Here is a 23,097-nt window from a genome sequence, read left to right as displayed (position 1 = left end):
CGCCGGGCCGGCCGGGCTCAGGCGCCCTCCGTCACGAACCGGCCCCCGGCCTCCCGCAGCCGGCCGTCCAGCGCCGCGAACACCGCGGCCGAGCGGGCGCCCGGCCAGCCGTCCGGCAGCAGGTCCGCGGGCAGGCCCGGGTCCGCGTACGGGAGCCGGCGCCAGGAGTCGAGGGCCAGGAGGTAGTCGCGGTAGGCCTCCTCGGGCGGCGGGGGAGTGTCCTTGTGCCTCTCCCAGGAGTGGAGCACCGGCTCGTGGCGGTCCAGGAACGCCTCGTGCTGCTTGGCCAGCGAGGAGAGGTCCCACCAGCGCGCCACGGCCTCGGCCGTCGGCGTGAAGCCCAGGTGCTCGCCGCGGAACAGGTCGACGTACGGCGCGAGTTGGAGGCGTTCCAGGGTGTGCCGGGTCTCCTCGTAGAGGTGCGCGGGGGCGATCCAGACGCCCGGCGCCGCCGTGCCGAAGCCGAGGCCCGCGAGGCGGGAGCGCAGCACGTGCCGCTTGTGGCGCTCCGCTTCGGGGACGGAGAAGACGGCGAGGACCCAGCCGCTCCCGCGCACGGTGTCCGCCGTGGCGCCGTGGACCAGCCGCACGCCGTCCCGGCGGGCACCGGCCGAGGCGGCGTAGATGCGGTGGTCGCCGTCCTCCAGGAGCTGCCGGGCGTCGGGCGAGAGCGCGTACCCCGCGGCGCCCGACTCCGTGCGCGCGGGCACGAGCAGGCCCCGCCGCTTCAGCCGGGACACCGACGAGCGCACGGAGGGCGCGTCGACGCCGACCGGCGCGAGGAGGCGCACCAGTTCGGCGACCGGCACCGGGCCGGGCGCGGCCCGGCCGTAGGCGCCGTAGAAGGTGACGATCAGGGACCGTGGAGTGTGCTGCTCGGACACGTGATCACTCTACGGGCCCGGATCCCGCCGGCCGTCCGGCCCGGTCCCCGGCCCGCAGCACGAAACGCTGCAGCTTCCCCGTCGCGGTGCGCGGCAGCGCGTCCAGGAAGACGATCTCGCGCGGGCACTTGTAGGGCACGAGCTCCGCCTTGACGAACTCCCGCAGCCGGTCCGCGTCCGGCGCCGCTCCCGCGCGCGGGACCACGTACGCCACCACCACCTGCCCGCGCAGCTCGTCGGCGCGCCCCACGACCGCCGCCTCGGCGACGTCGGGATGGCGCAGCAGGGCGTCCTCCACCTCGGGACCCGCGATGTTGTACCCGGCCGAGATGATCATGTCGTCGGCGCGGGCGACATAACGGAAGTAGCCGTCGGCGTCGCGTATGTAGGTGTCGCCCGTGACGTTCCAGCCGTGGCGCACGTACTGGAGCTGGCGGTCGTCGGCGAGATAGCGGCAGCCGACCGGGCCGCGCACGGCGAGCAGTCCGGGCTCGCCGTCCGGCACCGGGGCGCCGGTCTCGTCGACCACGCGCGCGTGCCACCCCGGCACGGCCCGGCCCGTCGTGCCGGGCCTGATCGCGTCGTCCGCCGCGGAGATGAAGATGTGCAGGAGCTCCGTCGCGCCGATGCCGTTGATGATGCGGTGCCCGGTGCGCTCGTGCCAGGCCTGCCAGGTGCCCGCCGGGAGGTTCTCGCCGGCCGAGACGCAGCGGCGCAGCGAGGAGACGTCGTGCTCCGCCAGCTGGTCCAGCATCGTGCGGTACGCGGTCGGCGCGGTGAAGAGCACCGTGATCCCGTGCCGTCCGATCGCGGGCAGCATCTGTTTGGGCCCGGCCTGTTCGAGCAGCACGGACGAGGCGCCGAAGCGCAGCGGGAAGATCACCAGGCCGCCGAGCCCGAAGGTGAAGCCCAGCGGGGGACTGCCCGCGAAGACGTCGTCGGGGACGGGCTTGAGGACGTGCCGCGCGAAGGTGTCCGCGATGGCGAGCACATCGCGGTGGAAGTGCATGCAGCCCTTGGGGCGGCCCGTGGTGCCGGAGGTGAACGCGATCAGCGCGACGTCGTCGGCGGCCGTGTCCACCGCCTCGTAGGACGCGGGCTGCCGCGCGGCGCGCGCCAGGAGGTCGTCGGGGCCCTCGCCGCCGTACGTGGTGACGCTCAGGCCGGGCACACCGGCCTTCGTCAGGTCGTCGACCGAGCGGATGTCGCACAGCGCGTGCCGCACCTCGGCGATCTCGCACATCGTGGCGAGCTCCTGGGCGCGCTGCTGGGCGAGGACGGTCACGGCGACGGCGCCCGCCTTCATCACGGCGAGCCAACAGGCAGCGAGCCAGGGGGTGGTGGGCCCGCGCAGCAGCACGCGCTGTCCCGGCCGTACGTCGAGCTCGTCCGTCAGCACGTGCGCGATCCGGTCGACGTGGCCCCGCAGCACGCCGTACGTCCAGGTCTCGCCGGACGCCGCGTGGAAGGCGGGCCGCTCGGCGCCGAGCCGCTCCACGGTCCGGTCGAGGAGTTCCGCGCCGCAGTTGAGCCGGGCGGGGTAGTGCAGCTCGGGGCGGTCGTGGACCAGCGCGGGCCACCGTTCACGCGGCGGGAGGTGGTCCCGGGCGAAGGTGTCGACGTGGCCGGACGGTGTCAGCCCTGGGTTGCCGATGGAGTCCATGGCGGCTCTGCCCCCTTGCCTGCCGGTCGGGCGCTGTGGTGGGCTCGCTCCATGAGCGTATCGTGATGGTGACGACAGTCAACGGTGCGCGATAGAGGAGGGGTCCGAGATGACGGCATTCTCGCTCAATCCGGAGCAAATCGCCCGCTGCGCGGAGCTGCGCACCCTCGCCGCCGAGCGGCTGCTCCCGCTGGCGGAGAAGGGCGAGCCCGGCCATGTGAACCGGCCACTGGTGGCGGCCCTGGGGGAACTGGGGCTCCTGGAGGGCCTGTTCACCTCCGGCGCCCTCGACCTCTGCCTGATGCGGGAGTCCCTCGCCCACGCCTGCACGGAGGCCGAGACCGCCCTCGCGCTCCAGGGCCTCGGCGCCCATCCGGTGCACGCGCACGGCTCGGCGGCGCAGCGGGAGCGCTGGCTGCCGGGGGTGTGCGCGGGGCGCACCGTCGCGGCCTTCGCGCTCTCCGAGCCGGGCGCGGGGTCCGACGCGGCGGCCCTCTCCCTGGAGGCGGCGGGCGACGGCTCCGGCTGGCGCCTGACCGGAGAGAAGTGCTGGATCTCCAACGCCCCCGAGGCCGACCTCTACACCGTCTTCGCCCGTACGTCCCCGGGCGCGGGCTCCCGCGGCGTCACCGCCTTCCTGGTCCCCGCCGACCGCGCGGGCCTCACCGGCAGCCCCCTCGACATGCTCTCCCCGCACCCCATCGGCACGCTCGCCTTCGACGGCGTGCGGGTGGACGCGGCCGACGTGCTCGGCGAGGTGGACCGGGGCTTCAGGGTCGCCATGACCACCCTCAACCGCTTCCGGCCCAGCGTCGGCGCGTTCGCGGTCGGCATGGCCCGGGCCGCCCTCGACGCCACGCTCGCCCACACCGCCGAACGGACCGCGTTCGGCGGCCCGTTGAAGGACCTCCAGGCGGTCGCCCACCAGGTCGCCGAGATGGCCACGCGCACGGAGGCGGCCCGCCTGATGGTGTACGCGGCAGCGGCGGCGTACGACCGCGAGGGCCCCCAGGCCCCGGGCATCGCCCGCCGCGCCGCCATGGCGAAGCTGCTGGCCACCGAGACCGCGCAGTACGTGGTCGACGCGGCCGTCCAGTTGCACGGCGCGCGTGCGCTGCGGCGCGGGCACCTCCTGGAGCACCTGTACCGCGAGGTGCGCGCGCCCCGCATCTACGAGGGGGCGAGCGAGGTCCAGCGCACCATCATCGCGAAGGAACTGTTCGCGAACCCGCCGCAGCCCGCCCCGACCTCCGCCGAGGAGCCGCCCGCATGAGCAGCCTGCACCGCGTCAACCCCGCCGAACTCTCCCCGCCCACCGGCTTCTCGCACGCCGTCGCCGCGACCGGCTCCCGGCTCGTCTTCCTCGCCGGGCAGACCGCCCTCGACGGCGAGGGCAAGGTCACCGGCGCGACCCTGCCCGAGCAGTTCGAGCGGGCCCTCACCAACCTCCTCACCGCCCTGCGCCACTCCGGCGGCACCCCCGCCGACCTCGCCCGCGTCACCGTCTACGCCACGGACGTCGCCGACTACCGCGCGTGCGCCCCCGAACTCGGCCGTATCTGGCGGCGGTTGGCGGGCCGCGACTACCCGGCGATGGCGGTGGTCGGCATCGTCCGCCTGTGGGACGAGCAGGCCATGGTGGAGATCGACGGGGTGGCGGTGCTCGACTGACCGCGCTGTTCGCGTGCGTGATCCATGGCGCGTGGCCGCTCGATTCTTCGCGCTCGACCTCTCGATTCGCCCCGCCGCGCATTCCCCCGATTCGCCGTTCCATGCGGGAAGGGTGAATTCCCGGATTCCGTGTGAGAGCGGGGAATTCCCGGGTACCTGATGGCAATCGCGGTCATCGGGGCCGCGGGGAATCGGGACGTCCAGGCGTTCCGCGGGAGGTTGAAGACGTGCGCGCCTGCAAGGTTTCGGGTGTCATCGGGATCACGGTGCTTTCGGCGGCTCTGCTGACGGGCTGCGGCGACGACGGCGGGGACGGGGGCGACTCGGGAAAGCCGTTCGCCGGGGACAGCGCGGACCAGATAGCGGCGAAGGCGGTCGCGGCGACCAAGAAGGCTGATTCGATGCGCCTCAAGGGCGACATGACGCAGGGCGGTAAATCGGTCGCCATGGATCTCGCGGTGGACCAGGAGAAGAACTGCGAGGGCACGGTCGACACCGACGGTGCAAAGGCAGACGTGCGGCACACGAATGGTGTGCTGTACATACGCGGAAACGAGCACTACTGGAAGAACGCTCTGAAGAACAAGCCCGGTTCGGAAAAGGTGCTTTCCAAGGTCGCCGACAAGTGGGTCAAGATGCCGGCCGACGACGCCTCCACATCCGGAATGTGCGACAAGCAGGGGCTTGTCGCGTCGATGGACGAGAACAAGTCGGAGCGCACGGGCCTGAAGAAGGGCGACACGACGTCCATCGACGGCAAGGAGGCGATCGCCCTGACGAAGAAGACCTCGGGCGGCGAGACCCACACCCTGTACGTCGCCACGGAGGGCGAGCCCTACCTCCTGCGCACCTCCGTGAAGGGCGGCGACCGGCCCAACGAGGCGACGTTCAGTGACTACGGCAAGCCCGTGAGCCCGAAGGCGCCGGGCAAGGACGAGACGGTCGACCTGAAGGAACTCGCCGCTTCCGGCGAGTAGCCCCGTGCCGGGGACGGCCACCCGCACCCGGCACGGGTGGCGTGGCCGTCCCCGGGGCCGCCGGGCTCAGATGTCCCGGAAGGTCTCGATCTGGGCGCCCACCGAGTTGAGCCGCTCCGCCAGGTCCTCGTACCCGCGGTTGATGACGTAGACGTTGCGCAGCACGGACGTGCCCTCCGCCGCCATCATCGCGAGCAGCACCACCACCGCGGGCCGCAGCGCCGGCGGGCACATCATCTCGGCGGCGCGCCAGCGGGTCGGCCCCTCGACCAGGACCCGGTGCGGGTCCAGGAGCTGGAGGCGTCCGCCGAGGCGGTTGAGGTCCGTGAGGTAGATCGCGCGGTTGTCGTAGACCCAGTCGTGGATCAGCGTCTTGCCCTGCGCCGCCGCCGCGATGGCCGCGAAGAAGGGGACGTTGTCGATGTTCAGGCCCGGGAACGGCATCGGGTGGATCTTGTCGATCGGCGCCTCCAGCTTGGAGGGCCGCACCGTGAGGTCGACCAGGCGCGTACGGCCGTTGTCGGCGAAGTACTCCGCCGTGCGGTCGTGGTCCAGGCCCATCTCCTCCAGGACCGCGAGCTCGATCTCCAGGAACTCGATCGGCACCCGGCGCACCGTCAGCTCGGACTCCGTGACGACGGCGGCGGCCAGCAGGCTCATCGCCTCGACCGGGTCCTCGGAGGGGGAGTAGTCGACGTCGACGTCGATGTTCGGGACGCCGTGCACGGTCAGGGTGGTCGTGCCGATGCCCTCGACCTTGACGCCCAGCGCCTCCAGGAAGAAGCACAGGTCCTGGACCATGTAGTTCGACGAGGCGTTGCGGATGACGGTCGTGCCGGCGCTGCGCGCCGCGGCGAGCAGCGCGTTCTCGGTGACGGTGTCCCCGCGCTCGGTGAGGACGATGGGGCGGTCGGGGGTGATGTCGCGCGCGACCTCGGCGTGATAGAGCCCCTCGGTCGCCGCGATGTCCAGGCCGAACCGGCGCAGCGCGATCATGTGTGGCTCGATCGTGCGGGTGCCCAGGTCGCAGCCGCCCGCGTACGGCAGCTTGAAGCGGTCCATGCGGTGCAGCAGCGGGCCGAGGAACATGATGATCGAGCGGGTCCGGATCGCGGCCTCCGCGTCGATGGCCTCCATGTCCAGCTTCGCGGGCGGCACGATCTCCAGGTCGACGCCGTCGTTGATCCAACGGGTGCGCACGCCGATGGAGTTGAGGACCTCCAGGAGGCGGTAGACCTCCTCGATGCGGGCGACGCGGCGCAGCACCGTGCGGCCCTTGTTGAGCAGGGACGCGCAGAGCAGCGCCACGCACGCGTTCTTGCTCGTCTTGACGTCGATGGCGCCGGAGAGCCGGCGACCGCCGACCACCCGCAGGTGCATCGGCCCGGCGTAGCCGAGCGACACGATCTCGCTGTCGAGCGCCTCGCCGATCCGGGCGATCATCTCAAGGCTGATGTTCTGGTTGCCGCGCTCGATGCGGTTCACGGCGCTCTGGCTGGTGCTGAGCGCCTCGGCGAGCTGCGTCTGTGTCCAGCCCCGGTGCTGCCGGGCGTCACGGATGAGCTTGCCGATGCGTACGAGGTAGTCGTCTGCCATGCGTCGCAGGTTATCTCAGATATGAGATGGCGCACGCGCTGGGGTAGGCCATATGAGGAGCGGCCGCCCGGCGACCGCTCCCCGCACGGGAGTTCAGCCGCAGCCGCACGACGCGTGTCGCCCGCCGTGCACCGACGCGTGAGCCGTGGGCCGGGGCCCCGCCGCCGCCCGCGTCACTCGGGCGGCGGCCGCGCGACCTGCCGACGACTCGGCGTCGTGCACCACTGTGCCCCCGACGAGCGTGAGGCGCACCTCGACGGAGCTGATATCGGCCACCGGACACCGCGTCACATCGCGGTCGAGCAGCACCAGATCGGCCGCTTTGCCTCTCTCGACGGTCCCGGTGATGTGCTCCATGCGCAGTTGACGCGCGGTGCCCAAGGTGTGCATGAGCAGGGACGACGTCCGCGTGAGGCCTTCCTCGGCGCGGTAGAGGCCGCCCCCGCCCTCCGTGCCCTCGCGGTCGATCGCGGTACGGATCTGGTTCCAGACCTGTAGAGGGTCGACCGGCCAGTCCGAGCCACCCGCGAGCGCCGCGCGCCGGTCCCGCAGACTGCGCGCCGGGTACAGCCACCGATGGCGCTCCGGGCCGATGTAGGGCAGCAGGGCGTCCATCGTCCAGGTGTTGCGGGCGGCCCACTGGAGCTGCATGCACGGGACGACACCCAGCGCGGCGAAGCGGGGGAGGTCGGCGGGGTCGACCAGTTGGAGGTGCGCTGTGGTGTTGCGGAGATCACGGCGGCCGGTGCGGCGCAGCGCGTACGCGTACCCGTCCAGGGACGTCCGCACGGCGCGGTCGCCGATGGCGTGGGCGTGCATCTGCCAGCCGTCGGCGTTGAAGGCGGCGCTGAGGCGGCCGTAGTCCGCCGCCGACACGTACAGGTCGCCGCGGTGGTCGGTGGGCCTGCCGTCCTCGTCGAGATAGGGCTTCAGGAGCGCGGCGGTCTGCGCCGGGTACTCGATGACGCCGTCGAGGAACACCTTGATGGTGCCGAAGCGCAGTGCGCGTACGTCCCGGAAGTCCTTGCGCAGCTTCCGCGCGTACGCGACCGCGGCGGCCGGGTCCTTGGTCTGCTCGGTCTCGACGCGCAGCGCGGGCACGAAGCGCTGCAGGAGGCGGTCCGACTCGGCGAGCCGCCGGTAGAGCCCCAGTTCGTCGCGGCCCACCACGGCCTCCATGAACGTGGTGATCCCGGACGCGGCCGCCTCGGCGAGGATTTTCGCGGCGGCATCGGCCAACCGGGTCTCGTCGGGCTCGGGGATGTGCCGCGCGACGAGCGGCTGCGCGTCGTCCTTGAGCACGCCGGTCGGTTTCCCGTCCGTACCCTTCACGATCTTTCCGCCGACCGGGTCGGGCGTCGAGTCGGTGATCTTCGCGATGTCCAGGGCGCGCTGATTGGCCCACAGATTGTGGCCGTCGCCGCCGCGCAGCGCGATCGGCCGGCGCGTCGGCAGCGCGTCGAGCATGGAGTGGTGCGGGGCGGTGCCGTGCGGGAGCAGTCCCACCGGGTTCCAGTCCTCGACCACCAGCCAGCCGTCGGGCTCCTGCTCGGCGGAGTCCCTCAGGAACCCGGTCAGCGTCTTCTGCAGCTCCCCGACGGTCTGCTCGGCGCCCGCGAGCGAGGGCCGCAGCGAGCGGTTCGCGGCGTCCATCGGGTGGGCGTGGCCGTCGTGGACACCGCTCATCACGGTGCCGCCGCGCGCGTCCACGACGTCCGTGTCGCGCCCGACGAAGCGCCGCAGGGCGGCGTCCGTGCCGACGGCGAGGATCTTCCCGTCCCGTCCGACGGCCACCGCCTCGGCGGACGCGTGTCCCGAAGTGCCGGTGAACACACGGGCGTTGTGCACGACGAGTGCGGCGGAGCGGCGGGGCGAGGAGGCCTCGGCGGGGCCCGCGACGGTGACGAGGCCGGCGGCTCCCGCGGCCCCCGCGGCGGCGAGCAGGCCGCGCCGGGAGAGCGGGGGAAGGGACGACTGGGGCATGACCACACTCCAACGCGTAGCGGTGACGGGTGGAGGGAACCCTCGACGAGTAATCCGTTAACCAGAACCCGCCGCCGACGACGGATTCCGCACGAGCGGCGTCCGCCGCCGGCGGACTCCGTACGATGTGCCGCGTGCCAGGCCCGACACTCGCCGACATCGCCCGCGCCGCGGAGGTCTCGACCGCGACGGTCTCGCACGCCCTCAACGGCACCGGCAGGATCGGCGAGGCCACCCGCCGCCGGGTCCGCGAGACCGCGACACGCCTCGGCTACGGCACCCCCGGCCCGCCGCGCGGCCGCACGATCGGCATCGCCGTCACCACCTTCCCCGCCGCCTGGAACTACACGGAGATCGCCTACTTCTCGCGCGCGGTCACCGCCGCCACCTCCGCCGCCCACGCGCGCGGCTACGCCCTCACCACGCTCCCCGCCGACCGCGCCGCCGACGACTCCTGGCACGGCCTCGCCGTCGACGGCATGGTGATCATGGACAGCCCGCGCGGCGACCCCATGGCCCGCGCCCTGCGCGCCCGCGGCATCCCGCTCGTCTTCGACGGCGTCCCCGGCGACCCGTGCCCCGGCGACCACTGGGTCGACAACGACCACGAGGCGACCACCCGCGAGGTCCTCGACCACCTCGCCGCGTCCGGCGCCCGCCGCGTCGCCCTCCAGTCGGGCAACGGCGACGAGCACTACGCGCGCGCGGTGACGGCGGCGTACGAAGCGTGGTGCGCGGAGCGCGGTACGCCCCCGCTCGTCGTGTGCTTCGACCCGGCCGACGACCAGGGTCACGCCTTCGACGAGCTGTTGCGACGCCCCGACCGCCCCGACGCCTGCTACGCCGCCTACGACCCCGGCGGCCGGCAGCTCCTGTCCGCCGCGGCCCGGCACGCCCTGCGCGTCCCGGACGACCTGCGCGTGATCTGCGCGAGCGAGGACCCCGCCTACGCCCGCACGGCGCCCCCGCTCACCACGGTCACCCTCGACCCGGAGCGCACGGCCCGCACGGCGGTGACGCTCCTGATCGACCTGGTCGAGCACACGCGCACGACCGCACCGGGCCCGGTGACCGTGCCCGCCCGGCTCCTCGTCCGCGCATCGTGCGGCGCTCAGCCCGCGGCGGGGTAGTCGACGTATCCCTCGGCGCCGCCCTGGTAGTACGTGGCGGGGTCGCCGGCCGCCAGCTCCCGCCCGAGCGCGAACCGGCTCACCAGGTCCGGGTTGGCGACGAAGTGCGTGGCGAAGGAGACGGCGTCGGCGAGTCCCGCGTCGACGAGGGCGTTCGCGGACTCCCGGGAGAAGCCGTTGTTCGCGATCAGCGGCCCGTCGAACCGCCGCCGCCAGCGCGCGAACGTCGCGAAGTCGGGGGTCTCGTCCGGGCCCGCGAGGTCCGGGCCGCGCAGATGGAGGTAGGCGAGGGGACGGTCGGCGAGCACCGTCACGAGTTCGTCGTGGTCGGCGAGGAGCGCGTCGTCGACCACGAAGCGCTCGGTCGGGGCCATGTACGGCGACAGACGTACGCCCACCCGTCGGCCGCCCCACTCGGCGACGGCCGCGTCGACGACCTCCAGGAGCAGCCGTCGGCGTCCCGCCCGGTCACCGCCGTAGGCGTCGGTGCGGTGGTTGAGGCGCGGGTTGAGGAACTGGGCGAACAGGAACGCGCCGAGGGCCCCGATCTCGACCCCGTCGAACCCGGCGCGCCGCGCGTTGGCCGCCGCCGCGCGGAAGTCGGCGACGGTGGCCCTGATGTCGTCGACGGTCATCGCGCGCGGCGTGGGCGTCGCCTTGAACCCGTCGGCGGTGAAGGTCTGCGCGCGCGGGTCGACGGCCGACGGCCCCGCGGGCAGCGCGCCGCCGAGGTGGTCGGGGTGCGAGACGGCGCCGGTGTGCCAGAGCTGCTGCACGATGCGGCCGCCGAGCGCGTGGACGACGTCGGTGACCCGGCGCCAGCCGGCGACCTGTGCCTCGCTGTAGACGCCGGGCACGTTGACGCACCCGATGGCCCGTTCGCCGACCCAGCTCCCCTCGGTGACGAGGAGTCCGGCGGTGGCGCGCTGCGCGTAGTACGCGGCGTGCAGTTCGGTCGGTACGAGGCCGGGGTTGGCGGCGCGGGCCCGGGTCAGCGGCGCCATCACCACGCGGTTGGGCAGCCGGAGATCCCCCAGGCGGGTGCCGTGCAGCAGGGGCTGGTCGAGCGCGGTGCACAGGGTGGTGGTCATGGCGGTTCTCCTTCGGCGCGTTAGTGTCGCGGCGGCTCGGCCGCGGGGGACACGGAGGCGACGACGCGTGACGGGGAAAGGTGACCGATGGACGGGCAGGAGTTGCTGGCGGAGCGGTTCGAGGGGCAGCGGGGGCAGCTGCGGGGCGTCGCCTTTCGGCTGCTCGGCTCGCTGAGCGACGCCGACGACGCCGTCCAGGAGACCTGGTTGCGGCTCAGCCGGTCCGACGCCGACGGCATCGAGAACCTCACCGCGTGGCTGCGCACCGTCGTCTCCCGGATCTGCCTGGACATGCTCCGCTCCGCGGCGTCCCGGCACGAGGAGGCCGCGGGAGACGAACTGCCCGACCAGACACGGGAGTCCGGTGGTGAGGGCGTCCCGGAGGACGAGGTCGTGCTCGCCGACTCGGTGGGGCGGGCGCTGCTCGTGGTGCTCGATGCGCTGGGGCCCGCCGAGCGGGTCGCGTTCGTGCTGCACGACCTGTTCGCCGTGCCGTTCACCGAGATCGCGCCCATCGTCGAGCGCACCCCCGTCACCACGAAGAAGCTCGCGAGCCGCGCCCGCCACAAGGTGCGGGGCACGCCCCGCGTCGCCGCCCCCGAACTCGCCGAGCACCGGCGCGTCGTCGAGGCCTTCCTCGCCGCCGCCCGCAGTGGCGACCTGGCGGCGCTGCTCACCGTCCTCGCGCCCGACGTCGTCCGCACGGCCGACCTCTCCGCGCTCCCGGCCGGCCGGGCGGCCGAGATCCGCGGCGCGCGGGCGGTGGCGGAGGAGACCGTGCTCCTGCGACGCAACGCCCGCTACGCGCAGGCGGCGCTCGTCGACGGCACGGTGGGCGTGGTCGTCGCCCCCCGCGGCCACCTGCGGCTCGCGCTGCGCATCACGGTCGAGGCCGGCCGCGTGGCCGCGTACGAGGTGATCGCCGACCGGGTACGGCTCCGGACGCTGGAGGTGGCGGTGCTGGCGGGGGCTCCCGGAGCGGAGTGAGGAGCGGGCCGCCGAGGCGCGCGGCGCGCCGCTCCTCACCCCTCTCCTGTCACCACCCCCGCGAGCACCGCGTCCACGACCCTGTGGAGCTCCTCCGCCGGTGGCCGCGTGCCCTCGTGGCCCGCGAAGAGCAGGTGGCCGGTGCCGATCAGCGTGAGCGCCAGTGTGTCGACGTCGGCGTCCGGGGTCAGGCGGCCCAGGTCGCGTTCCGCCGTGAGGTAGGCGGCGAGTTCCACGCCGGCCTCCGTCAGGACGGGCAGGCCGGTCGGCGTCGTCGCCCGCAGCCGTGCCCGCAGCGTGTCCCGCGCGGTGACCAGGCCGAGGATCGCCAGGGCGACCGAGCCGAACAGCTCCGTCAGGGCGTCGGCCACCCGGTCCGGCACCGTGCCCGTCCCCGCGGCGGCGCGCAGCGCGGCGCCCCGCTCGCCGACGCGGCCGATCCGGTCGGTCACCAGCTCTTCGAGGAACGCGTCGACATCGGCGAAGTGCCGGTGCAGCACCCCCTTGGCGCAGCCCGCCTCCGTGGTGACGGCGCGGCTGGTCAGCGCGTTCGGTCCGTCCCGCAGCAGCACTCGCTCGGCCGCGTCGAAAAGCTGCTCGCGCACGTCGCGCATGGCCACTCCTGTCGGCACGTACGTCCCGCCCTTCTTCCGTAGTTCCCACGCATCGGTTGACGAGTGGGCATGCGCCCACTCAGAGTGGGCGCATGCCCACTATCTCGCGGAACGAGCCCCACCGGCACCGTCAGGTCGCCGAGTCCTTCGGTGTCGACGCCGAGCGCTACGACCGTGCCAGGCCCCGCTACCCCGAAGCCCTGGTGGACCGGATCGTCGACGGCGGCGCGCCCGCCGTCCTCGACGTCGGCTGCGGCACGGGCATCGCGGCCCGGAGGTTCCGGGCGGCCGGCTGCGAGGTCCTCGGGGTCGAGCCCGACGCGCGCATGGCCCAGGAGGCGGGCCGGCTCGGGATCACGTCCGAGGTCGCCACGTTCGAGGACTGGGACCCGGCGGGCCGGCGGTACGACGTCGTGGCGGCCGGTCAGGCCTGGCACTGGGTCGACCCGGTCGCGGGCGCCGCGAAGGCCGCCCGCGTCCTGCGCCCCGGCGGCCGCCTCGCGGTGTTCTGGAACGCCCCCGAGCTGCCGCCCGCCGTGACGGCGGCCTTCGCCGAGGCCTACCGCCGCGTGGCGCCCGACTCCCCGATGGCGGTGTCGGCGGCGCCGGGAAAGGCCGAGGAGGGGTACCGGCCCCTGCTCGACCTGGCGGCCGACGGCATGCGGCGCGCGGACGGACTCGACGCGCCGCAGGAGTGGCGCTTCGCCTGGGAGTGGACGTACACGCGGGACGCGTGGCTGGACCAGCTGCCGACCCAGGGCTCGCTCACCCGCCTCCCGGCGGAGAGGCGGGCCGAGGTCCTGGCCGCGGTCGGCGCCGCCGTCGACACGCTGGGCGGCACCTTCGCGGCGCGTTACGCGACGATCGCGGTCACGGCACGGGCGACGGACGGCGGCGGGCGCGCGGAAGCGCGGCGTGACCCAGGGCATGCGGACACGCCTCGTCGTACCCATGGGTGATGTACTAGGGTTATCTCGACATCGAGATATCTGCCGAGGCGCACCAGTAGCCGCCACCCGGTAAGGGTTACCTAACTAAGCCTTACCTTAGCGGATCGACGAGGAGTCGTGGCGGCAGGATGTGATGGAACGCGCACATATATGAAGGAGACTGTCGTGTCGGCGAACAGCTTCGACGCCCGCAGCACGCTGCGCGTGGGCGACGAGTCGTACGAGATCTTCAAGCTGGACAAGGTCGAGGGCTCCGCACGCCTTCCCTACAGCCTGAAGGTGCTGCTGGAGAACCTGCTCCGTACCGAGGACGGCGCGAACATCACCGCCGACCACATCCGTGCCCTCGGCAACTGGGACTCGCAGGCCCAGCCCTCGCAGGAGATCCAGTTCACGCCGGCCCGCGTGATCATGCAGGACTTCACCGGCGTGCCCTGCGTGGTGGACCTCGCCACCATGCGCGAGGCCGTGAAGGAGCTCGGCGGCGACCCGGCGAAGATCAACCCGCTGGCCCCGGCCGAGCTGGTCATCGACCACTCCGTCATCGCCGACAAGTTCGGCACCGCCGACGCCTTCGGCCAGAACGTGGAGCTGGAGTACGGCCGCAACAAGGAGCGCTACCAGTTCCTGCGCTGGGGCCAGACCGCCTTCGACGAGTTCAAGGTCGTCCCCCCGGGCACCGGCATCGTCCACCAGGTCAACATCGAGCACCTGGCGCGCACGGTCATGGTCCGCAACGGCCAGGCCTACCCCGACACGCTGGTCGGCACCGACTCGCACACCACGATGGTCAACGGCCTGGGCGTCCTGGGCTGGGGCGTCGGCGGCATCGAGGCCGAGGCCGCGATGCTCGGCCAGCCGGTCTCCATGCTCATCCCGCGCGTGGTCGGCTTCAAGCTGACCGGTGAGCTCAAGCCCGGCACCACCGCCACCGACCTGGTCCTCACGATCACCGAGATGCTGCGCAAGCACGGCGTCGTCGGCAAGTTCGTCGAGTTCTACGGCGAGGGCGTCGCCGCCACCTCGCTGGCCAACCGCGCCACCATCGGCAACATGTCGCCGGAGTTCGGCTCCACCGCCGCGATCTTCCCGATCGACGGCGAGACGCTGAACTACCTGAAGCTGACCGGCCGTTCCGAGCAGCAGGTCGCGCTCGTCGAGGCGTACGCCAAGGAGCAGGGCCTCTGGCTGGACCCGGCCGCCGAGCCGGACTTCTCCGAGAAGCTGGAGCTGGACCTCTCCACGGTCGTCCCGTCGATCGCCGGCCCGAAGCGTCCGCAGGACCGCATCGTCCTCGCCAACGCCGCGCAGCAGTTCGCCCTCGACGTACGCAACTACGTCGACACCGCGGACGAGGCGGGCCAGGAGTCCTTCCCGGCCTCCGACGCCCCGGCCACCACCAACGGTGTCCCGTCGCGTCCGACCACGGTCACGGCCCCCGACGGCTCGACCTACGAGATCGACCACGGCGCGGTGACGGTCGCGGCCATCACCTCCTGCACCAACACCTCGAACCCGTACGTGATGGTCGCCGCCGCGCTCGTCGCGAAGAAGGCCGTCGAGAAGGGCCTGACCCGCAAGCCGTGGGTCAAGACCACCCTCGCCCCGGGCTCGAAGGTCGTCACCGACTACTTCGACAAGGCGGGTCTGACCCCGTACCTCGACAAGGTCGGCTTCAACCTCGTCGGCTACGGCTGCACCACCTGCATCGGCAACTCGGGCCCGCTGCCCGAGGAGGTCTCGAAGGCCGTCAACGACCACGACCTGGCCGTGACGTCCGTCCTCTCCGGCAACCGGAACTTCGAGGGCCGCATCAACCCCGACGTCAAGATGAACTACCTGGCGTCCCCGCCGCTGGTCGTCGCGTACGCCATCGCCGGCTCGATGAAGGTCGACATCACGACCGAGGCGCTCGGCACCGACCAGGACGGCAAGCCGGTCTTCCTCGCGGACATCTGGCCCTCCGAGGCCGAGGTCAACGACGTCGTGGCGAACGCCATCGGCGAGGACATGTTCAACAAGTCCTACCAGGACGTCTTCGCGGGCGACGCCCAGTGGCAGGCGCTGTCCATCCCGACGGGCAACACCTTCGAGTGGGACGCCGAGTCGACGTACGTCCGCAAGCCCCCGTACTTCGAGGGCATGGCCCACGAGCCGGCCCCGGTCGAGGACATCGCCGGCGCCCGCGTCCTGGCCAAGCTGGGCGACTCGGTCACCACCGACCACATCTCCCCGGCCGGTGCGATCAAGGCCGACACCCCGGCCGGCAAGTACCTCACGGAGCACGGCGTGCAGCGCCGCGACTTCAACTCCTACGGCTCGCGCCGTGGCAACCACGAGGTCATGATCCGCGGCACGTTCGCCAACATCCGCCTGCGCAACCAGCTCGCGCCGGGCACCGAGGGCGGCTTCACCCGCGACTTCACGCAGGCCGACGGTCCGGTGTCGTTCATCTACGACGCCTCGCGCAACTACATCGAGCAGGGCACCCCGCTGGTCATCCTGGGCGGCAAGGAGTACGGCTCCGGCTCGTCCCGCGACTGGGCCGCCAAGGGCACCGCGCTCCTCGGCGTCAAGGCCGTCATCACCGAGTCGTACGAGCGCATCCACCGCTCGAACCTCATCGGCATGGGCGTCCTTCCGCTCCAGTTCCCGGAGGGCCAGAGCGCCGACTCCCTCGGCCTGACCGGCGAGGAGACCTTCTCCATCACCGGCGTGACCGAGCTGAACGACGGCTCGACCCCCCGCACGGTGAAGGTCACCACCGACACCGGTGTCGAGTTCGACGCGGTCGTCCGCATCGACACCCCCGGTGAGGCGGACTACTACCGCAACGGCGGCATCATGCAGTACGTGCTGCGCAGCCTGATCCGCAAGTAAGCGGTCGGGCAGGGCAGTTGAGGGTCGTACCCCCGGACGTGTCCGGGGGTACGACCCTCGTCGCGTTCTCACGCGGTGGCGCTCACGGGGGCGGGCTCATGCGGCGGCGGTCCTCACGCCGTGACCAGTGACGTCGACGAGCCCGAGCGCATGACGTGGTCGACGTGGATCAGGCGGGCGAGGAACCGCCCGTTCTCCACGTTGGCCGCGATGCCCACCGGGACCACGTAGTTCCCGTCCGGGAGCCCGGCGTAGTACAGGCCGGGGAGCGCCCCGAGGAGACCTCTCTCCTGGACCGGTGCCCCGTTCGCGTCGAGCACGTGCCGCGGCAGGATGCGGTAGTCGGGACCGAATCCGGTGCACCAGACGATCGACGTGATGCCGTGCTGCGCCAGGTCGAGCCGCTCGCCGAAGCCGGCGACGTGCTCCATGGGCACCCGGGGGGCGGGTTCCTCCTCCGGGGCCACGAAGCCCCGCCGGCGGATGCGGTCGTCGATCATGTCGACGGCGTGCCGGAAGGAGCGGGCGGACTCCTCGGCGACGGCGACGACGTTGTCCTTGAGGTGGAGCGTGCGGCCGTCGGCCGCACGCACGGAGCCGACCAGGGTGACGCCCTGCGCGGCCAGGGTGCCGACGTTCAGGTCCTCGCGCTTGTCCCGCACGGCGGTCACCGGCAGGCCGGGCAGGACGAGGCCGCCGTCGCCGCCCACGGTCCCGAAGTCGTCGTACAGGGAGAGCGCCGACAGCCATTCGAGGAGGCCGCGGCCGCGGTAGTGGCGCGGCCACGCGCGATGCCGCCCGACCGACAGGAAGGTGCGCCGCCCGGCGCCCGCCAGCTCGTGCGCGATCTGCTGGCCGCTGATGCCCGCCCCGACCACGAGCACCGCCCCGTCCGGCAGGGCCGCGGGATTGCGGTAGTAGCGGGAGTGCAACTGGTGGACGGACGGGGCGACATCGGCGGCGAGGGCGGGGGTGCGGGGCGCCGCGTAGCCGCCCACCGCCACGACCAGGTTGCGGGACTCCACGACGCCCCCGGCGGACAGCCGCGTCCTGAACCTCACCTCGTCGTGGTCCGAGGCGTCCGGCAGGCACTCCACCTCCCGGACGGGCGTGTGCTCGCGCACCCGCAGCTCGCGATCCTCCACGTACCGGCGCAGCCGCCGGGCCAGCTCGGGCCCCGACATGAACCCGTCGGGGTCGTCGCCGTCGTACTCCCGGCCGGGAAAGCGCACCGACCGGTTCCCGCTCCCGACCAGCAGGCTGTCCCACCGCTCGTGGGCCCAGGCCTGGCCGATCTCACCCCGCTCCAGGACGAGCGCCTCGTGCCCGAGCTCCCGCAGGGCCCCGGCCACTCCGCACCCCTGTTGTCCGGCGCCGATGACGACGGACTCCGCGTATTCGACGTACTCGTCTGCTGCCATGACCGAACCCCTCCGCCGCGAGAACGCGGCTACTTAGGCTTACCTAAGAAAGACCTTGCCTTCTCAAGTCGCCTTGATGTCAACTGTGTTCATGGCGCGACGGAGCGAGGTGCTCATCGGCGACGCGGCGGCCCTGTACGGCCTCGCGCCGTCCACGGTGCGGTGGTGGGAGCGGCAGGGGGTGCTCAACCGGCCCGCCCGCGACGGCGGCAAGCGGCTCTACGGCGACACCGACCTGCGCCGCCTCGGCCTCGCCTATCTGTGCTGTGTGGTCGGGCGGATGCCGCTGGACCAGGCCGCCGTCGTCAGCTCGGGGAAGGCCACACGGGACGCCTGGCAGGAGGCCATCGACGCCCAGCTCGTGCGACTGGAGCGGACGATCGCGGAGTTGGAGGCGGCCCGGGGATACCTCCGCCACGCCTTGAACTGCACGAGCGACGACATCGCGGGCAGCTGCTCGATCATGGACGCCGAACTGGCCGCGCGCACCCCGCGCGGGCGCTTCCCGGGCTCCGACCTCGTCACCGCCGCCCGCGCGGCCCGCCCTGCGGGTGACGAAAGTCCGGTGCTCTGCCCCGGCTGCCGGGGGCCGGTCACGCGGACATCGGGCGGCCGGCCCCGGACGTACTGCTCACAGGCCTGCCGGCAACGCGCCTACCGCGCGCGTCGCCGCGAGTGATCAGCTCAGAGGGATGTTCTTCACGGCCGACAGCAGCGGGACGAGTACGTAGTCGCCGTTGCCGGAGCCGCAGGTCGGGCTCGTCTCCTGGGTGTCGGAGATCTTCGTGCCCGTTGTGTACCGCTTGTCCGGCGCCGGTACCACGCTCGTCATGTGGCTCTTGAGCCGCTCCGAGTAGTACACGCACTGGTGCAGGTTGAGGTAGCGGCCCGCGGTCAGGTCCAGGGGCAGGGAGCCCGAGAGACCGGGGTTGGGCACGTGGTTGCCGTTGCCCGGACCGCAGGTGGGAGTGGTCTCCTTGGTGTTCGAGACCTTCGTGCCCGTGGAGTAGCGTCCGTCGCCGCTCGGCGTCACGAGGGTGGTGAAGCGGTCCGTGCTCGCGCTCCGGTAGTAGTCGCACTGCTGGAGGTCGAGGTAGCGCCCGGCGGTGAGGTCCAGCGCCTTGACGCCGTGCAGGACCGGGACGGGTACGTGATTGCCGTTCCCCGCGCCGCAGGCCGCCGTGGTGTCGGGGCTCGCGGAGTGCTTCGTGCCGGTGGAGTAGCGCCCGTCGCCGCTGGGCGTCACGAAGGTGTTGAAGTGGTCGTCGAGGCTGCTCGCGTAGTACGCGCACTGGTGCAGGTTCAGATACCCGGAGACCGCCGCCGCCTCCGCCTGCCGGGCCTGCCGGTCCTGCCGGTCCTCAGCCGCCGGGGCCCGCCCGGTGGCGCCCAGGAAGGCGCCCGCGGCGAGGGTGAGGGCGAGTACCGGTCGCCACACGCGTGTGGCCGTCCATCGCATCATTTCGGTTCTCCCGTCCGGGTGCGGGCTGCGCTCTGGAACCGTCCCGCACTTCCTGCGACGAAGGTCCCAGGAGCACCCCGCACCCCGGTATCCCGAAATTCGGGGATTGCGGTTACGGGGCGGGCCAGCCGCCGTACGGCACCGTGATCAGCTCCATGGCGTGGCCCGACGGGTCCAGGAAGTAGACGCCCTTCCCGCCGTCGTTGCGGTTGATCTCGCCGGGCTGCTTCTGGTGGGGGTCGGCCCAGTGCGGGATGCCGCGCTCGCCGATCTTCGCGTACGCCGCGTCGAACTCCTCCTCGGAGACGAGGAAGGCGTAGTGCTGCGGAGTGATCGACTCGGCGGGGATGGCGGCGAAGTCCAGCGTGACGCCGTTGCTCAGGGCCACCGCGACGAACGGGCCCCATTCCGAGGTGATTTCGAGGCCCAGCAGGTCCGCGAAGAAGTCGGCGGACTCCCGGTTGTCCCGGGCGTGGATGATCGTGTGGTTCAACTCGACTGACAAGGAATGCCTCCAGAAGGCATCTCCCGACACCTCCATGCCTCACCCAGCCGGTGACCGACACGCGATGTCGCCGTGGATCTTAAGCACGGCGACATCCCGTTGTCGAGCCGCTTCTCGGGCGTGGTCAGCGCGGCGTGCGCTTCCTGGGCGCGGCCAGTACGACGCCCGCGGCGGCCGCGAGGACCGCGGCCGCCGCCCACGCGAACGCCGCCCGGAAATCGACCGCTTGGGTCGCGCCGCCGCCGACCGCCGCGCCCACCAGGACCGCGAGGCCCAGCGAACCGCCGAGCTGGTCCACGGAGCGCTGCACCCCGGACGCGGCGCCCGCGTCGGCCTCCGTGACGTCGGACAGCGCCGCGTTCTGCAGGGCGAGCAGCCCGAGCCCCATCCCGGCCGCCACGGCCAGCATCCCCGGCAGCACGTCCACCCACAGGCCGCCCTCGTCCGGCAGCCGCGCCAGCCACCCGAGCCCGGCGGCCGTGAGCAGCAGGCCCGCCAGCGCGGTGCGCCACATGCCGAGCGTGCCGATCAGCGAGGACGCCGAGTGGATGGCGATGAGCAGCACCGCGCAGAACGGCAGGTACGCCAACCCGGCCTGGAACGGGCCGAGTCCGACCACGTCCTGCAGATACAGGGTGACCAGGAAGAACATCGCGGAGAGCCCGGCGCTGAGCGGAATCGTCGCGGCGTTGGCGACGGCGCGGGCGCGGTGGGTGAAGAAGGAGAGCGGCACGAGCGGGTGGTCCGTACGCGCCTCGACGGCGACGAACGCCGCCAGGAGCACCGCTCCGACGAGCAGCGAGGCCACCGATCCGCTCAGCGCGCCGTGGACGAGGGCGAGCGGGCCGCCGGTGAGCAGTGCCGCGCCGGGCAGGTCGAGCCGGCCGCCGGAGGCGCGCGGCCCGTCGGCGCGCACCAGCCGGGGAGCGAGCGCGACGACGGCCGTCACGATCGGCACGTTCACCCCGAAGATCCACCGCCAGTCGAGGAGTTGGACGATGGTGCCGGAGAGCAGGACACCGACGACGAGACCGCTCGCGGAGATCGCGCCCCAGACGCCGAGTGCCTTGGCCCGCTCCGCGGGTCCGGGGAAGAGGAGCGCGATCAGCGACATGGCCGCGGGGGAGGCGAGCGCCTCGCCCACGCCCTGCGCGAACCGCGCGGCGATCAGCGTCTCCAGGTTCGGCGCGAGCCCCGCCGCGAGGGACGCGGCGCCGAAGAGGACGGCGCCGAGCAGGAACATCCGGCGCCTGCCGAACAGATCGGTCAGCCGCCCGCCGAGGAGCAACAGGCCGCCGCCGGCGAGCGTGTAGCCCGTGACGACCCAGGACAGGGAGGCCGTTCCGGCGCCGAAGCGGGCGCCGATGGAGGGGAGCGCGACGTTCACGACGGTGACGTCGATCGCGATGAGGAACTGGAGGAGGGAGAGCAGCGCGAGGCTGAGGGCGCGGCGGTCCCGCGTAGGGGTGTTCATGAAGTGGGCACTCCAGGTCGGCCCCTGGCCGGTGTGCGGCGGGGGCTGAGGAAGACAGGTCGCTTCCGTGCCACGGACCCGCGGGGCGGGTGGGGCACCTGGAGTTACTTGGTCCCGGACATGAGGGGGACCGTAGCCGATGGGGGCGGGCGGCGCAGCTGGATTTCCGCGGCGGCTCTTCCGGATGACGAGAGGCTCGACGGCGCACCGCCCTGCATGGGTGCTCGTCCCGCATGGGTGCACCGCCCCCCACATGGGCCCCCGCACGGCCATGGCTGGATGAGCGCACGGCCATGGCTGGACGAGCGCACGGCCATGGTCCGCACATCGGAAGCGGAGCGCCCGATGCCGTAGGTCTGGACTTGGCCGCGTGCTCTCTCTACGCTCTGCCGCACCATGAGCTGAGAGCGCTCTCAGATCTCAACTCCGCTCCACCGCCGTCCTGTTGGAACGACGAGAGGTCCTCCTGTGAGACGCAAGACCAGCGCACGCCTCCGCCTGTCCGCCGTGCTCCTGACCACCGCCTGCGCGGCCGCCGGCCTCACCGCCACCGGCCTGGCCCCCGCCGCTGCCGCCGACCCCGCCCCGGCGCCGGAGTCCCGGCAGCCGGCCTCCCCGGCCCTCCTCGACGCGATGAAGCGCGACCTCGGCCTCACCCCCGCCGCCGCGCGCGAGCGCCTCGCCGACGAACGGCAGGCCGTCACGACCGAACGCGCGGCGCGCAAGGCGGCCGGTGCGGCCTACGCCGGATCCTGGTTCGACGCGGCCCGGGGCAGGCTCACGGTCGCGGTCACGCAGCGGAGTGCCGCCGCGGACGTACGGAAGGCCGGCGCCGACACGCGCATGGTCGAACACAGCGCCGCGCACCTCGACGCGGCCAAGAGCCGTATCGACGCCCTCAAGGCGCCGAAGAACGTGGCGAGTTGGCGGGTCGACCCCAAGGCGAACAGCGTCGTGGTGGACGTGGTCGCCGGACACCGTACCGACAACGATGTCAAGACCTTCCTGCGGAAGGCCCGTGCCGCCGCGCCCGTCCAGGTCGGCACGGTCGCGAACGCGCCGAGCACCTTCGCCGCCGGAACGGTGGGCGGCGACCCGTACTACACCGGCAACGTCCGCTGCTCCATCGGCTTCTCCGTGCACGGCGGCTTCGTCACGGCCGGACACTGCGGCAGGGCGGGGGCGGCGGTGCGCGGCTGGGACGGCTCCGGCATCGGCACGTTCCAGGGCTCCTCGTTCCCCGACAACGACTACGCGTGGGTGTCGGTCGGCAACGGCTGGTGGACCGTCCCGGTGGTCCTCGGCTGGGGCACGATCCCGGACCAGCTGGTCCGCGGCTCGGCGGAGGCGCCGGTCGGCTCGTCGATCTGCCGCTCCGGCTCCACGACGAAGTGGCACTGCGGCAACCTCCTCGCGAAGAACGAGACGGTCAACTACTCGGACGGCACCGTCGTCCACCAGCTCACCAAGACCAGCGTCTGCGCCGAGGGCGGCGACTCGGGCGGCTCGTTCATCAGCGGTGACCAGGCCCAGGGCGTGACGTCGGGCGGCTGGGGCAACTGCGGCAGCGGCGGCGAGACGTGGTTCCAGCCCGTGAACGAAATCCTCCAGCGCTACGGCCTGACCCTGCACACGGCCTGACCTCCGGCGCCGCCCTCCCCGGCGCCCCACCGTGACGGTGAGAGCCGACGTGCGGCTCTCACCGTCACAGCGCGTTCGCCGCACGCCACAGCGCCCACGACGGCTGCACGCTGTGGCGTGCCGCGAACAGCCCTTACGGGATCTTGAGACCACGAGCGGCCGATGGCA

General features: G+C 72.7%; 19 protein-coding genes. 9 read left to right on the top strand and 10 right to left on the bottom strand.

Features of this window, described 5'->3' with window-relative positions:
* Positions 1 to 17: 17 nt before the first annotated feature.
* Positions 18 to 884 (bottom strand): PaaX family transcriptional regulator, encoded by an 867-nt coding sequence (locus AOK22_RS15705; RefSeq protein ID WP_055699270.1) that lies wholly within the window; start codon positions 882 to 884, stop codon positions 18 to 20.
* Between the two features lie 4 nt (positions 885 to 888).
* Complete coding sequence (locus tag AOK22_RS15700) at positions 889 to 2,547, bottom strand: AMP-binding protein (protein ID WP_055699269.1); 1,659 nt, start codon at positions 2,545 to 2,547, stop codon at positions 889 to 891.
* Between the two features lie 109 nt (positions 2,548 to 2,656).
* Here AOK22_RS15700 and AOK22_RS15695 point away from each other — a divergent pair, with 109 nt between their 5' ends.
* From AOK22_RS15695 to AOK22_RS15685, 3 genes are all read left to right on the top strand, one after another.
* Positions 2,657 to 3,820, top strand: a complete 1,164-nt coding sequence (locus AOK22_RS15695) for an acyl-CoA dehydrogenase family protein (protein WP_055699268.1) — start codon at positions 2,657 to 2,659, stop codon at positions 3,818 to 3,820.
* Positions 3,817 to 4,218: a RidA family protein gene (locus tag AOK22_RS15690; RefSeq protein ID WP_055699267.1), complete on the top strand. Its 402-nt coding sequence runs from the start codon at positions 3,817 to 3,819 to the stop codon at positions 4,216 to 4,218. Before AOK22_RS15695 ends, AOK22_RS15690 begins: the two co-directional genes overlap by 4 nt.
* A gap of 227 nt (positions 4,219 to 4,445) precedes the next feature.
* The gene (locus tag AOK22_RS15685) at positions 4,446 to 5,195 is read left to right on the top strand and encodes a hypothetical protein (protein WP_055699266.1); all 750 of its coding nucleotides are present in this window, start codon (positions 4,446 to 4,448) and stop codon (positions 5,193 to 5,195) included.
* Positions 5,196 to 5,261: 66 nt separating this feature from the next.
* On the opposite strand, the gene AOK22_RS15680 is transcribed toward AOK22_RS15685, so the two are convergent.
* Positions 5,262 to 6,791 carry a helix-turn-helix domain-containing protein gene (locus AOK22_RS15680; RefSeq protein WP_055699265.1) on the bottom strand — a complete coding sequence of 510 codons (1,530 nt, stop codon included), beginning with the start codon at positions 6,789 to 6,791 and terminating at the stop codon, positions 5,262 to 5,264.
* A gap of 93 nt (positions 6,792 to 6,884) precedes the next feature.
* Entirely contained in the window at positions 6,885 to 8,774 is a 1,890-nt protein-coding gene (locus tag AOK22_RS15675; RefSeq protein WP_055699264.1) for an amidohydrolase, read from the bottom strand.
* 125 nt (positions 8,775 to 8,899) lie between these two features.
* On the opposite strand from AOK22_RS15675, the gene AOK22_RS15670 reads away from it, so the two are divergent.
* The gene (locus tag AOK22_RS15670) at positions 8,900 to 9,904 is read left to right on the top strand and encodes a LacI family DNA-binding transcriptional regulator (RefSeq protein WP_055699263.1); all 1,005 of its coding nucleotides are present in this window, start codon (positions 8,900 to 8,902) and stop codon (positions 9,902 to 9,904) included.
* Here AOK22_RS15670 and AOK22_RS15665 read toward each other — a convergent pair.
* On the bottom strand, positions 9,886 to 10,995 hold the full coding sequence (locus tag AOK22_RS15665; protein WP_055699262.1) for an alkene reductase: 1,110 nt from the start codon (positions 10,993 to 10,995) through the stop codon (positions 9,886 to 9,888). The two genes, AOK22_RS15670 and AOK22_RS15665, sit on opposite strands and share 19 nt — an antisense overlap.
* An 87-nt stretch (positions 10,996 to 11,082) precedes the next feature.
* On the opposite strand from AOK22_RS15665, the gene AOK22_RS15660 reads away from it, so the two are divergent.
* A complete protein-coding gene (locus AOK22_RS15660) occupies positions 11,083 to 11,982 on the top strand; it encodes a sigma-70 family RNA polymerase sigma factor (protein WP_055699261.1) in 900 nt (299 codons plus the stop codon).
* A gap of 35 nt (positions 11,983 to 12,017) precedes the next feature.
* Here the strand turns inward: AOK22_RS15660 and AOK22_RS15655 are convergent, their stop codons facing one another.
* Positions 12,018 to 12,614, bottom strand: a complete 597-nt coding sequence (locus AOK22_RS15655) for a TetR family transcriptional regulator (protein ID WP_055699260.1) — start codon at positions 12,612 to 12,614, stop codon at positions 12,018 to 12,020.
* Positions 12,615 to 12,688: 74 nt separating this feature from the next.
* Between AOK22_RS15655 and AOK22_RS15650 the strand changes: the two genes are divergently transcribed.
* Both AOK22_RS15650 and acnA read left to right on the top strand, forming a co-directional pair.
* Positions 12,689 to 13,555 (top strand): class I SAM-dependent methyltransferase, encoded by an 867-nt coding sequence (locus AOK22_RS15650; RefSeq protein ID WP_055699259.1) that lies wholly within the window; start codon positions 12,689 to 12,691, stop codon positions 13,553 to 13,555.
* A gap of 156 nt (positions 13,556 to 13,711) precedes the next feature.
* Positions 13,712 to 16,426 carry an aconitate hydratase AcnA gene (gene acnA, locus AOK22_RS15645; protein WP_055699281.1) on the top strand — a complete coding sequence of 905 codons (2,715 nt, stop codon included), beginning with the start codon at positions 13,712 to 13,714 and terminating at the stop codon, positions 16,424 to 16,426.
* Positions 16,427 to 16,539: 113 nt separating this feature from the next.
* Here the strand turns inward: acnA and AOK22_RS15640 are convergent, their stop codons facing one another.
* A complete protein-coding gene (locus AOK22_RS15640; protein WP_055699258.1) occupies positions 16,540 to 17,847 on the bottom strand; it encodes a flavin-containing monooxygenase in 1,308 nt (435 codons plus the stop codon).
* Positions 17,848 to 17,938: 91 nt separating this feature from the next.
* Between AOK22_RS15640 and AOK22_RS15635 the strand changes: the two genes are divergently transcribed.
* Complete coding sequence (locus tag AOK22_RS15635; RefSeq protein ID WP_055699280.1) at positions 17,939 to 18,526, top strand: helix-turn-helix domain-containing protein; 588 nt, start codon at positions 17,939 to 17,941, stop codon at positions 18,524 to 18,526.
* On the opposite strand, the gene AOK22_RS15630 is transcribed toward AOK22_RS15635, so the two are convergent.
* The 3 genes from AOK22_RS15630 to AOK22_RS15620 all read right to left on the bottom strand — a co-directional run bounded on the left by AOK22_RS15630 (position 18,527) and on the right by AOK22_RS15620 (position 21,288).
* Positions 18,527 to 19,285: a hypothetical protein gene (locus AOK22_RS15630; RefSeq protein ID WP_055699257.1), complete on the bottom strand. Its 759-nt coding sequence runs from the start codon at positions 19,283 to 19,285 to the stop codon at positions 18,527 to 18,529.
* Positions 19,286 to 19,421: 136 nt separating this feature from the next.
* Entirely contained in the window at positions 19,422 to 19,814 is a 393-nt protein-coding gene (locus AOK22_RS15625) for a VOC family protein (protein WP_055699256.1), read from the bottom strand.
* Between the two features lie 124 nt (positions 19,815 to 19,938).
* Entirely contained in the window at positions 19,939 to 21,288 is a 1,350-nt protein-coding gene (locus tag AOK22_RS15620) for an MFS transporter (protein ID WP_055699255.1), read from the bottom strand.
* A gap of 468 nt (positions 21,289 to 21,756) precedes the next feature.
* On the opposite strand from AOK22_RS15620, the gene AOK22_RS15615 reads away from it, so the two are divergent.
* Positions 21,757 to 22,929: a S1 family peptidase gene (locus AOK22_RS15615; protein WP_055699254.1), complete on the top strand. Its 1,173-nt coding sequence runs from the start codon at positions 21,757 to 21,759 to the stop codon at positions 22,927 to 22,929.
* The last annotated feature ends 168 nt before the right edge of the window (positions 22,930 to 23,097 follow it).

This window comes from Streptomyces silaceus, assembly GCF_001419745.1.
GTDB lineage: Bacteria > Actinomycetota > Actinomycetes > Streptomycetales > Streptomycetaceae > Streptomyces > Streptomyces silaceus.
This window is presented reverse-complemented; position numbering and strand designations above follow the sequence as displayed.

What these genes read in the sequence shown, in the direction of transcription:
- AOK22_RS15700 (WP_055699269.1), bottom strand. Translation starts at nt 2,547, where the DNA reads ATGGACTCCATCGGCAACCCAGGGCTGACACCGTCCGGCCACGTCGAC.
- AOK22_RS15695 (WP_055699268.1), top strand. Translation starts at nt 2,657, where the DNA reads ATGACGGCATTCTCGCTCAATCCGGAGCAAATCGCCCGCTGCGCGGAG.
- AOK22_RS15690 (WP_055699267.1), top strand. Translation starts at nt 3,817, where the DNA reads ATGAGCAGCCTGCACCGCGTCAACCCCGCCGAACTCTCCCCGCCCACC.
- AOK22_RS15680 (WP_055699265.1), bottom strand. Translation starts at nt 6,791, where the DNA reads ATGGCAGACGACTACCTCGTACGCATCGGCAAGCTCATCCGTGACGCC.
- AOK22_RS15675 (WP_055699264.1), bottom strand. Translation starts at nt 8,774, where the DNA reads ATGCCCCAGTCGTCCCTTCCCCCGCTCTCCCGGCGCGGCCTGCTCGCC.
- AOK22_RS15670 (WP_055699263.1), top strand. Translation starts at nt 8,900, where the DNA reads ATGTGCCGCGTGCCAGGCCCGACACTCGCCGACATCGCCCGCGCCGCG.
- AOK22_RS15665 (WP_055699262.1), bottom strand. Translation starts at nt 10,995, where the DNA reads ATGACCACCACCCTGTGCACCGCGCTCGACCAGCCCCTGCTGCACGGC.
- AOK22_RS15660 (WP_055699261.1), top strand. Translation starts at nt 11,083, where the DNA reads ATGGACGGGCAGGAGTTGCTGGCGGAGCGGTTCGAGGGGCAGCGGGGG.
- AOK22_RS15650 (WP_055699259.1), top strand. Translation starts at nt 12,689, where the DNA reads ATGCCCACTATCTCGCGGAACGAGCCCCACCGGCACCGTCAGGTCGCC.
- AOK22_RS15640 (WP_055699258.1), bottom strand. Translation starts at nt 17,847, where the DNA reads ATGGCAGCAGACGAGTACGTCGAATACGCGGAGTCCGTCGTCATCGGC.
- AOK22_RS15635 (WP_055699280.1), top strand. Translation starts at nt 17,939, where the DNA reads ATGGCGCGACGGAGCGAGGTGCTCATCGGCGACGCGGCGGCCCTGTAC.
- AOK22_RS15620 (WP_055699255.1), bottom strand. Translation starts at nt 21,288, where the DNA reads ATGAACACCCCTACGCGGGACCGCCGCGCCCTCAGCCTCGCGCTGCTC.